15 protein-coding genes are annotated in these 13,387 nt (G+C 63.0%); 1 reads left to right on the forward strand and 14 read right to left on the reverse strand.

Translation table 11 applies throughout. From position 1 onward, the window contains the following. Position 1: 1 nt before the first annotated feature. From ACRAWE_RS16210 to ACRAWE_RS16270, 13 genes are all read right to left on the reverse strand, one after another. Positions 2-1,471 (reverse strand): aldehyde dehydrogenase, encoded by a 1,470-nt coding sequence (locus ACRAWE_RS16210; protein ID WP_432525619.1) that lies wholly within the window; start codon positions 1,469-1,471, stop codon positions 2-4. Between the two features lie 16 nt (positions 1,472-1,487). Continuing rightward, complete coding sequence (locus tag ACRAWE_RS16215) at positions 1,488-2,282, reverse strand: aspartate dehydrogenase (RefSeq protein ID WP_063917993.1); 795 nt, start codon at positions 2,280-2,282, stop codon at positions 1,488-1,490. A 15-nt stretch (positions 2,283-2,297) separates the two neighbouring features. Continuing rightward, complete coding sequence (locus tag ACRAWE_RS16220; protein WP_019456038.1) at positions 2,298-3,092, reverse strand: SDR family oxidoreductase; 795 nt, start codon at positions 3,090-3,092, stop codon at positions 2,298-2,300. Then, the gene (locus ACRAWE_RS16225) at positions 3,089-3,907 is read right to left on the reverse strand and encodes an alpha/beta fold hydrolase (protein WP_063917994.1); all 819 of its coding nucleotides are present in this window, start codon (positions 3,905-3,907) and stop codon (positions 3,089-3,091) included. The genes ACRAWE_RS16220 and ACRAWE_RS16225 overlap by 4 nt, the downstream gene beginning before the upstream one ends. Then, positions 3,907-4,431 carry a cupin domain-containing protein gene (locus ACRAWE_RS16230; protein WP_019456040.1) on the reverse strand — a complete coding sequence of 175 codons (525 nt, stop codon included), beginning with the start codon at positions 4,429-4,431 and terminating at the stop codon, positions 3,907-3,909. The genes ACRAWE_RS16225 and ACRAWE_RS16230 overlap by 1 nt, the downstream gene beginning before the upstream one ends. Positions 4,432-4,463: 32 nt before the next feature. Further along, the gene (locus ACRAWE_RS16235) at positions 4,464-5,720 is read right to left on the reverse strand and encodes an MFS transporter (RefSeq protein WP_016930045.1); all 1,257 of its coding nucleotides are present in this window, start codon (positions 5,718-5,720) and stop codon (positions 4,464-4,466) included. 23 nt (positions 5,721-5,743) lie between these two features. Further along, the gene (locus ACRAWE_RS16240; RefSeq protein WP_019456041.1) at positions 5,744-6,955 is read right to left on the reverse strand and encodes an NAD(P)/FAD-dependent oxidoreductase; all 1,212 of its coding nucleotides are present in this window, start codon (positions 6,953-6,955) and stop codon (positions 5,744-5,746) included. Then, positions 6,952-7,893, reverse strand: coding sequence for a VOC family protein (locus ACRAWE_RS16245; protein ID WP_198636799.1), 942 nt, complete (start codon positions 7,891-7,893; stop codon positions 6,952-6,954). Before ACRAWE_RS16245 ends, ACRAWE_RS16240 begins: the two co-directional genes overlap by 4 nt. 109 nt (positions 7,894-8,002) lie before the next feature. Continuing rightward, complete coding sequence (locus tag ACRAWE_RS16250; protein ID WP_004937625.1) at positions 8,003-8,797, reverse strand: IclR family transcriptional regulator; 795 nt, start codon at positions 8,795-8,797, stop codon at positions 8,003-8,005. Between the two features lie 37 nt (positions 8,798-8,834). Then, a complete protein-coding gene (locus ACRAWE_RS16255) occupies positions 8,835-9,590 on the reverse strand; it encodes an SDR family oxidoreductase (RefSeq protein ID WP_432525620.1) in 756 nt (251 codons plus the stop codon). After that, on the reverse strand, positions 9,587-10,630 hold the full coding sequence (locus tag ACRAWE_RS16260) for an aromatic ring-hydroxylating oxygenase subunit alpha (protein WP_025160349.1): 1,044 nt from the start codon (positions 10,628-10,630) through the stop codon (positions 9,587-9,589). The genes ACRAWE_RS16255 and ACRAWE_RS16260 overlap by 4 nt, the downstream gene beginning before the upstream one ends. 20 nt (positions 10,631-10,650) lie before the next feature. Beyond that, positions 10,651-10,959, reverse strand: coding sequence for a recombinase-like helix-turn-helix domain-containing protein (locus ACRAWE_RS16265; RefSeq protein WP_019456046.1), 309 nt, complete (start codon positions 10,957-10,959; stop codon positions 10,651-10,653). 2 nt (positions 10,960-10,961) lie between these two features. Next, positions 10,962-11,279, reverse strand: a complete 318-nt coding sequence (locus ACRAWE_RS16270) for a non-heme iron oxygenase ferredoxin subunit (protein ID WP_004937614.1) — start codon at positions 11,277-11,279, stop codon at positions 10,962-10,964. A 396-nt stretch (positions 11,280-11,675) separates the two neighbouring features. Between ACRAWE_RS16270 and ACRAWE_RS16275 the strand changes: the two genes are divergently transcribed. Then, the gene (locus tag ACRAWE_RS16275) at positions 11,676-12,917 is read left to right on the forward strand and encodes an MFS transporter (RefSeq protein ID WP_211129715.1); all 1,242 of its coding nucleotides are present in this window, start codon (positions 11,676-11,678) and stop codon (positions 12,915-12,917) included. Positions 12,918-13,027: 110 nt separating this feature from the next. On the opposite strand, the gene ACRAWE_RS16280 is transcribed toward ACRAWE_RS16275, so the two are convergent. Then, entirely contained in the window at positions 13,028-13,180 is a 153-nt protein-coding gene (locus tag ACRAWE_RS16280) for a Hok/Gef family protein (protein ID WP_004937610.1), read from the reverse strand. Positions 13,181-13,387: the final 207 nt, after the last annotated feature.

Below are 13,387 nucleotides of genomic sequence, written 5' to 3' on the forward strand. Positions count from 1 at the left end.
CCTAGTCGCTCCAGCGGTTCACCTGATGGCTCAGCGCCAGATACACGCTTTTCTGCTGCATGTAGGCCTTGATGCCGTTCAGGCCTTTTTCGCGGCCCAGCCCGCTTTCCTTGAAACCGCCGAACGGCGTGGAAATCGAGAACGTTTTGTAGGTGTTGACCCAGACGGTGCCGGTTTCCAGCCGTTCCGCCAACGCCATCGCCCGCGGGAAATCACGGCTCCAGATGCCGGCCGCCAGGCCGTACACCGAGTCATTGGCCTGTTCAATCAGCCGTTGTTCGTCGTCGAACGGCAGCGCCACCAGCACCGGCCCGAAGATCTCCTCCTGGCAGACGCGAGCGTCGTTGTTCAATCCTTCGATGATGGTCGGCAGGTAATAACTGCCGTTCGCCAACTGCGGATCGGCCGGCGCTTCGCCGCCGATGAGCACCCGGCCGCCCTCCTGCCGCGCCAGCGCCACGTAGTCCGCCACGCTTTGCCGATGTTTGGCGCTGATCAGCGGACCAAGATGCACACCCGGCACCAGCGGGTTGCCGATGCGCAACCCCGCCGTCAGTTCGGTCAAGCGCGCCAGCAACGGCTGATACAGCGAACGATGCACGAACAGCCGCGAACCGGCGATGCACGCCTGGCCGGCGGAGCTGAAAATGCCGTAACAGATGCCGCGCGCCGCCTGTTCCAGATCGGCGTCCTCCAGCACGATGGTCGGCGATTTACCGCCCAGCTCCAGCGACGTGGGGATCAGCTTGTCGGCGGCGATGTGCGCCAAATGGCGCCCGGTGCCGGTACCGCCGGTAAAGGCGATCTTTTTCACCAGCGGATGACGCGCCAACGCCTCGCCGATCACCGAACCTTTGCCCGGCAATACGCTGAGCAACCCGGCCGGCAGACCCGCCTGTTCGAACAGCTCAGCCAGCTTCAGCGCCATCAGGGGCGTGGCTTCGGCCGGTTTGAGCACCACCGCGTTGCCCGCCGCCAGCGCCGGCGCCACCTTCTGCATTTCGCTGGCGATCGGCGAATTCCACGGCGTAATGGCGGCGATCACCCCCATCGGCTGATACTGGCTGAGCGTCATCACCTCGGCGCTACGCGGGGTCGGCAACTCGCCTTCCAACACTTCGCAGGCGGCGGCGAAGTAGCGCGCGGTCGCCGCCGCGCTGGCCACCAGGCCGCGGGTTTCCGCCAGCGGCTTGCCGTTGTCGCGGGTCTGCAGCTCGGCCAACTGCTCCTGCTGCGCCAGGATCAGGTTGCTGACGCGGTAGAGGATCGAGGCGCGCTGATGCGGCACCAACCCGCGCCACTCCGGCGCGCGCCAGGCGCGTTCCGCCGCCTCCACCGCCTCGTTCACGTCCTCGACGTTAGCGGCGCGCAGCCGCGCGTTGACGCTGCCGTCGGCCGGGAATACCGAAGTCATCTCTTCGCCACGCCCTTCACGCCAGCGCCCGGCGACAAAAATATTCAATCGTTCCATGCTTCGCTCCTGCCCTTCAGGCAATAAAACCGCCGTCCACCAGACGGCGGCAGGCTTGTACCGCGCTCAGCGCCGCCAGGGTTGATGTTTTGGGATTGCTCGCCAGCGGGGTGCCGCTCAGCTCGATGTGGAACTCGCCAAAATCGCCGCACACCTGCAGACGATGGGTATTGCGCCGGGTGGCGGGATCGACCTGCAGACGCACCCGGGTGGCATCCATCCCCAGGCCGTTGAGCGCAATAGTGGCCGCCACGTTGGCGTTGGCCGGGAACAAACGCGCCGCTTCGCGCGCCGATCCTTCAAAAAATACCTGCGCCTCGCTCACCGCATCGAGGTCGATCAACTGCTCCGCCTTGCTGCCGCGCCAGCTGGCCGGACTTTTGCTGGCCTGGTAGGTCACGCTCTCCAGCCCGCCTTCGCGCGCCGACGCCAACCCGTCCATTCCCGCCACCGCACCGGACAGCACGATCAGCCGCCCTTGATGGCTGCGGCAGGCCTGCTGCAGCCGCTGTTGCAATGCGGCGTCCGCCAGCGCGCCGGTCGAGATCACCGCCAGCGGCCAACCGCGTTGCAGCACCGCTTCGCCGAACTCCGCCACCGCCTGCTGGCTGGCGCACTCCAGCACCAGATCCGGCCGCTGCGAACACTGCTCGGGATGGGTCAGCGCCTGCACCTGCCCGCCGAAGGCCTCGGCGATCGCCGCATGATGAGCTGCGCGCGCCAGGATCCAGCCGACCTCCACGCCTTCCGGCAAACGGGCGATCACTTCCTTCGCCATCGCACCGTAGCCAATCATCATGATCTTCTTCATCTTTTTCGGCCCCTGCTACACATGGCGGTTAAAGCCGCCGGAAACGTCCAGCGCCGCGCCGGTGGTAAAGGAAGCCAGCGGCGAAGCGAGGAACAGCAGCGCCTGCGCCGGCTCCTGCGGTTTGCCGAGGCGCTTCATCGGGATGCCGCGCCGTTCGGCGATCGCCGCCGTCCACTGCTCCCAGCTTTGATCTTTATCGCTGCGCTCTTCGAAACGGCGGCGCCATTGGCCCGACTCCACCATCCCCAACAGGATCGAGTTAACGCGAATGCCTTTGTCCACCAGCTCTTTCGACAGCGTCAGCGTCATGTTGAGCAACGCGGCGCGTGCCGCCGAGGTGGCGATCATGTGTTCTTCCGGCTGCAGCGCCAGCAGCGAGTTCACGCAAGTGATCGACGCGATCGCCGAACGCTCCAGCGCCGGTAAAAACGCCTGCACCGGGTTAATCACGCCGAACAGCTTCAGCTCGGCTTCATGCAGCCAGGCTTCGCGCGGCGTCTGGTCAAAATGCGCGACGAAGCCCTGGCCGGCGTTGTTGATCAGCAGATCCACGCCGCCGAAATGCGCCGTCACCTGGGCGGCGAACTGCGCCACCTGCTGCGCGTCCAACACGTCACAGCGCAGCGCCAGGATCTCCGCCTGCGGGAAGTCCGCGCGCAGGCTGGCCTCCGCGCCAGCCAGTTTGTCCGGATCGCGGCCGCAGAACGCCACCTTCGCCCCTTCGGCCAGCAGCAGCTTCAGGGTTTCGAAACCGATGCCCGACGAACCGCCGGTCACCACCGCCACTCGATTCTCAAGCTGAAAATTCATCGTTGGATTGCTCCCGTAAAGTCCCGCAGATAGCGGTTGAAACACCCCGGTGCATCGAGGTAGCTGGCGTGGCCGGCGGCGGCGATCAGGCGCAGCGTCGCGTCCTGATCGCGCGCCAGCTCGCCCGCGTTCTCCGGCGGCGTAATGCGATCCTGTTCGCCGCACCACACTTCCAGCGGGCCGCGATAGCACGCCAGATAACGGCCGATATCGTCGTTGGCCAGCATCCAGGCGGCGCGCAGAAAACCGTCGGGATCGAGCTGCTGCATGCCGTTGCGCACCCAGGCGATGTCCTGCGGATCCGCCCCTTCGCGCAGCAACGCCGCCGCCCGCTGCTCGCCGTAGCCGACCGGCCCCAGCGTCTCTATCATTTGTTGGCGCTGGCCGTACACCTGCCGGCGTTTTTCCTCCGGCGCCGTGGCGTACCCCTGCGCCGGATCCGCCAACACCAGCCCGCACAGCCCATCCGGATAGCCGGCGGCGTAGGCGCTGCCGATCAGCGCCCCCAGCGAATGGCCGACGATCAGCGGCTGCACCAGCTGCAGCTCATCAATCAGCGCCGCCAACGCCGCCGCATAACCGGCGGCATCGGCCTGCGGATCCGCCAACGGCAGGCTGCCGCCGTAGCCCGGCGCGTCCCACGCCACCAGACGGTGACTGCCCGTCAGGCCGCTCTCGTTGAACTGCTTGATCCACGAGGCGGATCCGGAGCTGATGCCGTGCAGCAACACTACCGGCCGCCCCTGCCCAGCCTCGCGCCAGCTCAGGGTGTACGCCCCGCAGCGCGCCCGTTGGCGTTGCGCCAGGCCGTTCATCAGTTGCGCTTCACTTTGGACAGCGGGTGATCCGCCGGATAGGTCGGGATCTCCGGCTTGGCGGTGCCGAGCATCACGCACATCAGCGCCTCTTCCTCGCCGTGATTGAACAGGCCGCGATACACCCCCGCCGGCACCGAGATCAGATCGCGCTCTTTCAGCTTGGTCTCGTAATACTCTTCGCCATCCTGGATCATCAGCGTGATGCTGCCTTTCAGCATGAAGAATACTTCCTCCACGTCGTCATGCAGGTGCAGCGGGCCCTCGCACTTCGACGGCAGCACCATGGTGGAAAAGGTGAAGTTGCCCGCCGGAATGGTATTGGCGTCGCTGGCCACGCCGGTGGCACCGGTGCCGATGTAGCGCATCTGCGCACGACGGTATTTCGGATCGAAGTCGGCCTGGAATTTCAGCGCATTCCAGTCGTATTTCCGGCCTTCGAAACGGGCGATGCGCGACTCCACCCAGTTCTCTATCGACAGATCCTGCGGCTTGACGCCGGCTTTGTTCTCAACCTGAGACATGTTGTCACTCCTCTGTTGAATCGATTGATTAATCAGTACTTTCTCAGCAACGGCAGCAGAATGAGGCAGCCGACGAACGCCATCACCACCAGGAACAGCAGGCCGTTATCCATATTGCCGGTGGCGGCGATCAACGCCCCCATCAGCACCGGCGCCAGCGCGCCGGCAAAATTGCCCAATCCGTTGAAGATGCCGCCGGCGGTGGCGCTGACCTTACTGCTGGTCGCCTTTGCCAACAGTGCGAAAATATTCGGGGCGCCGGCGCCCCACATAAAGGTGCTGAAGGCCATGGCGGCGATCACGCTGTAAGTGCCCTGCAGATGCAGCACCACTGCCAGGCCGAGACCGGCGCCGCACAGCGACAGGAAGCAGGCCAGCGCGCGACGATCCAGCTTGTCCGACAGCCAGGCGCCCAGCACTTCGCCGAGCAGCATGGCGATGAACGGCAGCGAAGAGAGGTAACCGGCATGCTCCAGATGAATGCCTTTGCCCTTGATCAGGTAGCTCGGCAGCCAGCCGTTCATGCCCCACAGGTAGGTCAGGAAGGCGATGTTGAACAGGCAAATCATCCAGAAGTGCGGACTGCGCAACAGCTCGCGGCGGTGCTGTTTGCGCTCGGAAACCGCCGGTTTGGCCGCCGCCGCCGGACGCGATACGTTCAGGTGGCGCATGCCGAACAGCACCAGCAGCATCACCGGCAGCGTCAGAAACGCCATAAAGAAGAAGGTCGCCTGCCAGTCGAAGGTATTGAGGATGTACAGGGTAACCGGGAAGCCGAGCGCGGCCCCCAGCGGCGTGCCGAGCAGCCACAGCATGGTGGCGCGCGCCTGAAGCTGCGGCGGGAAGGCCTGGCGAATAATGGCGTAAGCCATCGGCAACAGCGGCCCTTCGGCGATGCCGAGCAGAATGCGCAGCGTCATCATGGCGTGATAGGAACGCACCAGCCCCATCAACACCATCAGCACGCCCCACACCACCATCATGCCAATCAATACTTTAACCGGGTTAAGCCGATCGCCAATGCCGCTGAGCAGCATCGAAGAAATGCCGTACGAGAACAGAAACGCGCTCATCAGCAACCCCAGCCGCGCCGGGTCAAAACCGATGCCCAACGCCTGCTGAAACTCGGCGTCGGAAAACAGCGCAGCGATGCTGATCTTGTCGAAAAACGCCAGCAGCACGCAGGCAAACAGCGCGATCGGCACCGACCAGCGCACCCGTTGCTGCGGATTTTCGGCAACGGTTTCCCCCGCCCGTCCAGCGCGGGCGTCAATGTCTTGAGTAGTCATAAAACGCTCCCGAGGTTCGGGCGTTATTTCAACGCCATCAAAGAAAACTCCGCATCCGCCAGCTGCTGCGGATCCAGCACCCGGCCGCTCGCCAGCCAACGCTTGCCGAGCTTGATGGTGCGCGCATCGTTGAACGCCACCATCTGCACCAGCTGCCGATCGGCGTTCAACGTGAAGAACACCTGCGACTGCGGCGTGCGGCGCACCACATGGTGCACGCCGCCGCTCGGCACGCCGAGGATCTGGATATTGGCGTCGTATTGATCCGACCACAGCCAGGCCACGTCGTCATACGGGGCGGCGAAGGCATCGAGCATCGCGCAGGCGGTGCTGATGGCCTGATTTTGCGCGTAGGCCCAGGACTGCAGGCACAGGCCGAGCGTCGGGTGGCGCGCCACGTCGCCGGCGGCGAAGATCGCCGGATGGCTGGTGCGCCCCTGACCGTCGACCACGATGCCGGACTCGATCGCCAACCCGGCGCTGCGCGCCAGTTCGAGATTCAGCTCGACGCCGATCCCCACCACTACCAGATCGAACGCCTGCGGATCGCTGAGTTCGCTGCCGATCCAGGCCGCGCCGTCACGATCTTCCAGCGAGATTTCGCCGCAGCCGCACAACAGCGTGACGCCCTGCTGGCGATGCAGCTCGAGCAACGCCTGTGAGACGTCGGCACCGACGCTACGCATGCACAGCGCGGGTTGGCGTTCAAACACCGTCACCTCGGCGCCGAGACGGCGCGCAGAAGCGGCGATCTCCAGCCCGATCCAACCGCCGCCGACGATCGCCAGGCGACGGCAGCCCTGCAGCCCCTGCCGCAACCGGGCCGCATCGTCCCAGGAACGCAGCGTCATGACGCGCGGGTGCTGCGCCCAGGCGGCGCCCGGCAAACGCGGCCGCCCGCCGGTGGCGATCAGCAACTGCTCGAACTGCAGCCGTTGCCCGTCGCTGAGCGTGACGATTTGATGCTCTGCGTCGATGGATTCGGCGCGCAGCGGGCGGCGCCAGTCGATATTCAGCTCTGCCACCGCCTGTTCGCTGAACAGCCGGCTGAGGGGAGCGGCGGCATCCAGCAGCGCCGCTTTCGACAGCGGCGGCCGCTCGTAAAAATCGTAGGGTTCGTCGCTGACAACCGTCAGCCGGCCGCTGTACCCCCGGTCGCGCAGCGTCTTGGCCGCCCAGCCGCCGGCCTGGCCGCCGCCGACGATGACGATGCCCGCGTGTTCCGGCTGGTTCATAACGCCTCCGCCTTTTTATGCTGGCGGCGCGTGTCGTGATCGATGCCGCCTTCTACCGCCCATTCGGTGAAGGAGACCAGCGAATGCTCTAGCTCACGCGGCTGCCAGTTTTCCGTCAGATAATCGTCGTTGGTGTAGTACTCGAACGCGCCGCCGGTCGGGCTGTTGACGTACCAGAAATAGGCCGAGGAAATCGGGTGACGGCCGGGGCCGATAAAGGTGCTCCACCGCTCTTTGTTCATGGCGATGCCGCCGCCGATCACCTCATGGATATCGCGCACGGTGAACGCCACATGGTTCAGGCCGCGTGGACGATTAGGCAGCTTCAGCAGGAACAGATTATGGTGGCCGCCGCGCGGCTGGGTGCGCAGGAAAACGGCGCGATCGATGTAGCGATCCGATACCTGGAAATCCAATAGCTCGCGGTAGAAACGCTCGGTCGCCGCCAGATCCTCAACGAAGAACACCACGTGGCCGATGTTGATCGGCTGCGCTTGCGAATAGACCGGGCTGGGTTGATCGATGCGGCGCACGTCGCCCCATTGGTTGATCGGCGTGACCGGCACCTCGACCGCCTGCTGGCGGCTGACGACGAAGCGCAGCGTCATGCCGTTAGGATCGAGGCATTCCAGCGCTTCTCCCACCTGACGGAAGCCGGGCATCAGCGCCAAACGCGGCTGCAGGCGCGCCAGATCGGCGGGCGAGGCCACGCCCCAGGTCATGCGACGCAGGGTGGAACCGCCTTCAAACGCCGCAGGCAGCGCCGCGCTTTGCATCGGATGCAGGACGACCCGCGCCCCGCTCAGGGTAGTGAATTCGCGCTGCGGTTCGCCCTCTTGTTGTGCGGCGGGTTGCAGGCCGAAGTCTCGCATGAATTTTTCGCAGGTTGGCAGATCTTCGACGCCAAATTCCAGTTTTTCGATTCCGATTACGCTCATTGTTCAGCCTCACGTTCTCGCTGCATACGTTTTTCAGGCATGATCGAACCCCGGCCCCTGTTTGCTATGGGCCTTATCCCTGCCTGAGTAAAAGAGTCGGTTCTGTCGGTTAGCCGACGTTGGCCTGCGGCGGCGCGCCCAGGAAGCCGGAAATTTTCTCCGCCGCGTCGCGCACTTCCATGCGCAGCCGCTCGCGATCCGCTTTCGGGATCTCATCGGACGGCACCATGATGCTGACCACCGCCTCGACCCGCTGCTCGCGGTTGAAGATCGGGTAGACGATCGAGGAGATGCCGTGGCGGAAGAACGATTCGCCGATCACATAGCCGCGCGCTTTGTCTTGCTGCACCATTTGCCACAGCGTTTCGCGATCCGCCGGGGTTCCCGGCGCATTGCCTGGCAGCTGGGCATCCGGGTAAAGCTGTTCGAACTCGCTGCGGGTGGCGCTGGTCAACAGCATGCGCCCGAGCGAGGTTTGGTGTACCGGCAAGCGGGTGCCGACGCTGACCTGATTGATCTGTGAACCGGCGGCGCTGACGCGGGCGATATAGATCACGTCGCGTCCGTCGCGGATCGCCAGATGGCTGCTGCACTGGCTGCGATCGCGCAGCTGCTCGATCACCGGCTGGCCGGCCTGCGCCACGTCCAGCGACGCGATGTATTCAAAGCCGAGGCGCAGCACCTTGATGCCCAGCGCAAAAGTGTTGGTGCGCGGATTGCGCTCCAAAAAGCCCAGATGCTCGAGCGTTTGCACCACGCGGTAGGCGGTGGCCTTCGGCATATCGACCAGACGGTGCAGCTCGGCGAAGGTCATTTCCTTATGCTGCTCGCCAAACGCCAGCAGCAACTGCAACCCGCGATCCAGTCCCGGGATCAGATATTTACATGCTTGCTCGTCCGCCATGTTTCGCTCCTGCGCTGTGCGCCTGCCCTGTGGGCCGTCAGTTGAATACAAAGCCGCCGTTGACCGGCAACAGTTGGCCGGTGACGAAATCCGCCAGCGACGACAGCAGATAAAGCACCGTTCCATTTACATCGTTCGGATGCTGCGCGCCGGCCAGCGCACGCCCCTGCTCATACAGCTGATGACGTTCGGCAGGCACATACTCGGTGGCTTCCACCCGCGTCAGGCCCGGCGCGATGGCGTTAACGCAGATACCCTGCGGGCCAAGCTCGCGCGCCATCGATCGGGTCATCGCGATCACCGCACCTTTGCTGGCGACATAGGCCATCAGGCGCGGCGCGCCCCACAGCGCGGTGTCCGACGCCACGTTGACGATCTTGGCGTGCGGGCTGCGCGCCAGCAGCGGCACCGCCGCCTGGCTGACCAGCCAGGTGCCGCGCACGTTCACCTGCATCACCCGATCCCATAGATCGATATCGTATTCCATCATGGTTCTACCGCCGACGCCGGTCGCCAGCGCCGCGTTGTTCACCAGCCCGTCAATCCCGCCGCCGCCGGCGATCTTATCGAACGCCGAGCGGATCGAATCCGGAGACGCCAGATCGATGGTTTGCGTTTCCACCTGAGCGCCCTGCTCACGCAGCGCGGCGCCGCTCGCCGCCAGCTCATCCGCCAGAATGTCGCACATCACCACCTGCGCGCCGGCGGCGGCAATGGCGGAGGCGAAGCTATAGCCTAGGCCGCGCGCCGCGCCGGTGACCACGATGCGTTTACCGTTCAGCAGGCCGTTCACTGCGCCGCCTCCCGCTCGCGCAGCGTCGCCAGCTGTTTCTGCGCTTCTTTCTGCATCAGGCGGCGCAGGCGAGAAAGGCCGACGTCGTGCTGGTACAAATATTCGCGGCCGCGGGCGTTAGGCGCCATGTTTTCAAGCACGATGCGATCCTGCTCGAGCACGTCCCAATGCAATGATTCCAGGCGATTGCGGTACATGAAGCGCCACATGTCGCGCTGCCAGTCTTTGACCTTACGGATGCGCCAGAAGAACACCCGGCAGTGATCCTTGTCTTCCGGCACCACCATGCCGATGATCCAAAAGTGGCCGCCCGGCCCGAAGCGCTTCTTGTACGGGATCGACAGGCGCATCCAATACGCGCCGCTGTTGCCAAACTCCACCCAGTCGAAGTTGACGCCGATCTGGCCATTCTTCTTGAAGATAAACCCGCTGTCGGTCGGCTCCAGCCCCATGTCCGCCTTGCGGTCCCCTTCCGCCATCGAGTGCGAGGAAGAGTGCAGGTAGGTGCCGTGCATCGGATCCATCACGTTTTCCAGGGCGTATTGGTAGTTGCAGTTCCAGCTGGCGGTGCACAAGAAGTGGCTGTACGACGCTTCGTCCGCCAGCTCTTGCGGGAAAGTCAGTTCCGCCGGCGCTTCATCCGCCGTCACGCCGAAATAGAGGAACACGGCGCCATAGGCTTCTTTGGCCGGGTAAGAGCGCAAGCATTTTTGCCCCACCAGCGGGCAACGATCCACCGCCGGCACGTCTTTTACCGTCCCGTCGCCGCCGACTTCCACCCCGTGGTACCAACAGGCGATGCGATCGCCGAGATTCCACCCCATGGAAAGCCGCGCGCCGCGGTGCGGACAGCGGTCTTCCAACGCGTGGATCTGACCTTCACCGTCGCGCCACACCACGATTTGCTGCTCCAGACGGGTGATGCCGACCGGGTTGTTGCCCACTTCCCAACTGGCCAGCACCGGATACCACATGCCGCGCAATCCCTGGTCAAGATAGTCCTGCAAGCTCTGTTCGGAGGATGTTGTGTTTGCTGTCATTGTCTTCTCCCGGGTGTCGCTCAGAAACCGTTAACGTGAAGGAATTCGCGGAACGTCGCCTCATTCCACGGCTGGCCGCTGCGATCGAACAGACGGCGCTGATTCAACGCGCTGACGATCTGCTCCAGCTCCTCCGCTCCCTGATCGAAGATCGTTTCCAGCGCCGCCACCAGCGCGGTTTCGAAACCGTCCGGCACGCGGGCGCGGTTTTGCCAAACCACGTTGCGGAACTGGCCCGGCTGATGAATTTGACCGTTGCCGCCTTCGCGGGCCGGCGTCACCTGTTGGGTGTCCGGCAGCCAGGGATTGAAATCGGTGATGTGCTGCATGATTACTCCTCCGCGATAAAGGTGATCTGGATTTGGTTGTCGACCACCCGGGTGGGATAGGTTTGCAGATCGCGGCCGCCCGGCTCGCGCAGACATTGGCCGGTGCGCACGTCAAACAGCGCTTCGTGCAACGGACACTCAACCTTGCCGTCATCTACAAACCCTTGGCTGAGCAAGGCATAAGCATGCGGGCAGACGTCTTCCAGCGCGTAGTAGTTACCGTCGAGCAGGTAAACCCCGATCTCTTTTCCTTCCACTTTGCCGGAGAAAGGAAAATCTTCTTTCACCTGAGACACTTCGCACACATTCTTCCAGCTCATTGCTTTTGTCCTCTATCTGATTGTTTCATATATGAAACTCAGTTTCTTATTTAATACAGTCACTATAAGTCTGGCGAAACTTTCGTCAAGCGAGCGGAACGGCAAATGTTAATGAAAGGTTGTTTAAAAATGACAAATGCGGGAAAGATCACGAAATAATGCACCGATATGAAAAACCTATGTCAGTTGTGCGCTCCCCCGCTAATTTATGGCAAAAATTGCATTGATTCCGGCGACGTATTGCGCGTAAAAGTGTTCTCTCACTGTCTCTCACCTCTATTTGATAACAATAAATTTACATAACTTAGCCTGACCCCCGCGTTTCTGCGCAATGGACTCCGCGGGTAAGTTTACTGCTGCCTGAATTCGTCAACCGCTCACACTGAGGAACGCGCCGTGCAACAACGTCAACGCTGGTTTGGGGTGATCGCCCTGCTGTTTCTGATCGTTATCGCCTATGCCGATCGGGTCAATATCGCCGTGATGTTGGTCAATCCTGACTTCCTGCAACACTTCCAACTCGGCGGCGACCGCGCCCATCAGGGCACGCTGATGACGGTATTTTTACTCGGCTACGGCCTGTCCGCCATGCTGTTGACGCCGTTTCTGGAAACATTGATGGGTTACCGCCGCGCGCTGACGCTGAGCGTGGTGCTGTGGGCGCTGCTCACCGCCGCCTCGCCGCTGGCGGGATCGCTGATGCTGCTGTGCGTGGTGCGCGCGCTGCTTGGCGTCAGCGAAGGGCCGCTGTTCTCGCTGAAGACCATGTACATCAGCGATCATTTCGCCGCCGACGAGCGCGGCAAGCCCAACGCGGTCAGCGCGCTGGGCGTTTCGTTGGGGCTGGTGCTCGGCTTTCCGCTGGTGAGTTTTTTGATGGCGCATTTCGGCTGGGCGATGTCGTTTCACCTGCTGGCGCTGCTCAACCTGCTGCTAGGGCTGGCACTGGTGCGGCTGTTCGTTCATCCCCTCGCCCGGTCTTCATCCTCGCGCCCCACCGATCCGCAGCCGGTGCTGGGCCGCGTCTGGCACACCTTTGCGCTGGCCTGGCGCACGCCGATGCTCGGCTGGATCCTGCTGATCGAGATCGCCACGCTCAGCTATCTATGGGGCTCCAGCTCCTGGCTGCCGGCGTATCTGACCGATGAAAAGGGCTTCTCCATCAAGCAGATGGGCTGGATGGCCGCGCTGCCTTTCATTGTCAGCATCGCCTCCAAATATCTCGGTGGCGTGTTGCTCGATCGTATCCGCCCTTATCAGGCTCCGCTGATCTTCGTCTGCGGCGGCGCGGCGACCGCGCTGTGCATCTATGGCGTGATGAGCAGCCATCAGCTTGGTTGGATCGCCTTCTTCCTGCTGGCGGCCAATGCCTGTTGGGGCGCGCAAGGCGCGGCGATCCCGACCCTACTGCAACATTATGCGCGGCCGGAGGCGGTCGGCAGCGCCTATGGGCTGATCAACGGCATCGGCAATCTGTTCTCGGCGTTTGTGCCGATGGCGATGGGCATGGTGATGGCCAGCCAGGGTAAGGTGTCTTCAGGCTTTGCGGTGCTGATCGCCTCGCAGCTGCTGACGCTGCTGGCAGGCGGCGCACTGTTTGGCCGCATGTTGCTGGCGCGGCAGATGAAGCGGGCATAACCCCGTTCCCCTCTCCTGCGTAGCGGAAAACCGAATGCTTTAAGTGGGTGCTCAGGGATCTGGACGCCAACAACCAGCAGACGGGGGATATCCCCCGTCGCCGGGTTGCCTTACCGTTCGGATTCGTAAGCCAAAATGGCCGCAACCTCCGTAGTGCCCGATCGGATCCGCAGCTCACACAGCGTGCTGCGGGTTATCCATGCCAGCGATATTACCGTGGCACAAATAACCACCAATTTTAACAGGCTCCGTTTGTTCGGCATCATGCCTTCTTCTCCTTGCCTCGCGGCGGGTAAGAGGCTAACTTAACGTTGTTGGGCGTTAGAGTAGGCCTCGGGTTGATGGATATCACTCGGGGCTTTTCTCTTTGTACCTTTCACGCAGGCTCCAGATACAAAGATCCAGAGCACCCGCGCGCAGTATATTCATCCTCTCCGTTGCCCCCGTTTCTTTTTACTGACTCAGTTTCA

This window comes from Serratia sp. BFP-2025 (assembly GCF_050880365.1).
Taxonomy (GTDB): domain Bacteria; phylum Pseudomonadota; class Gammaproteobacteria; order Enterobacterales; family Enterobacteriaceae; genus Serratia; species Serratia surfactantfaciens.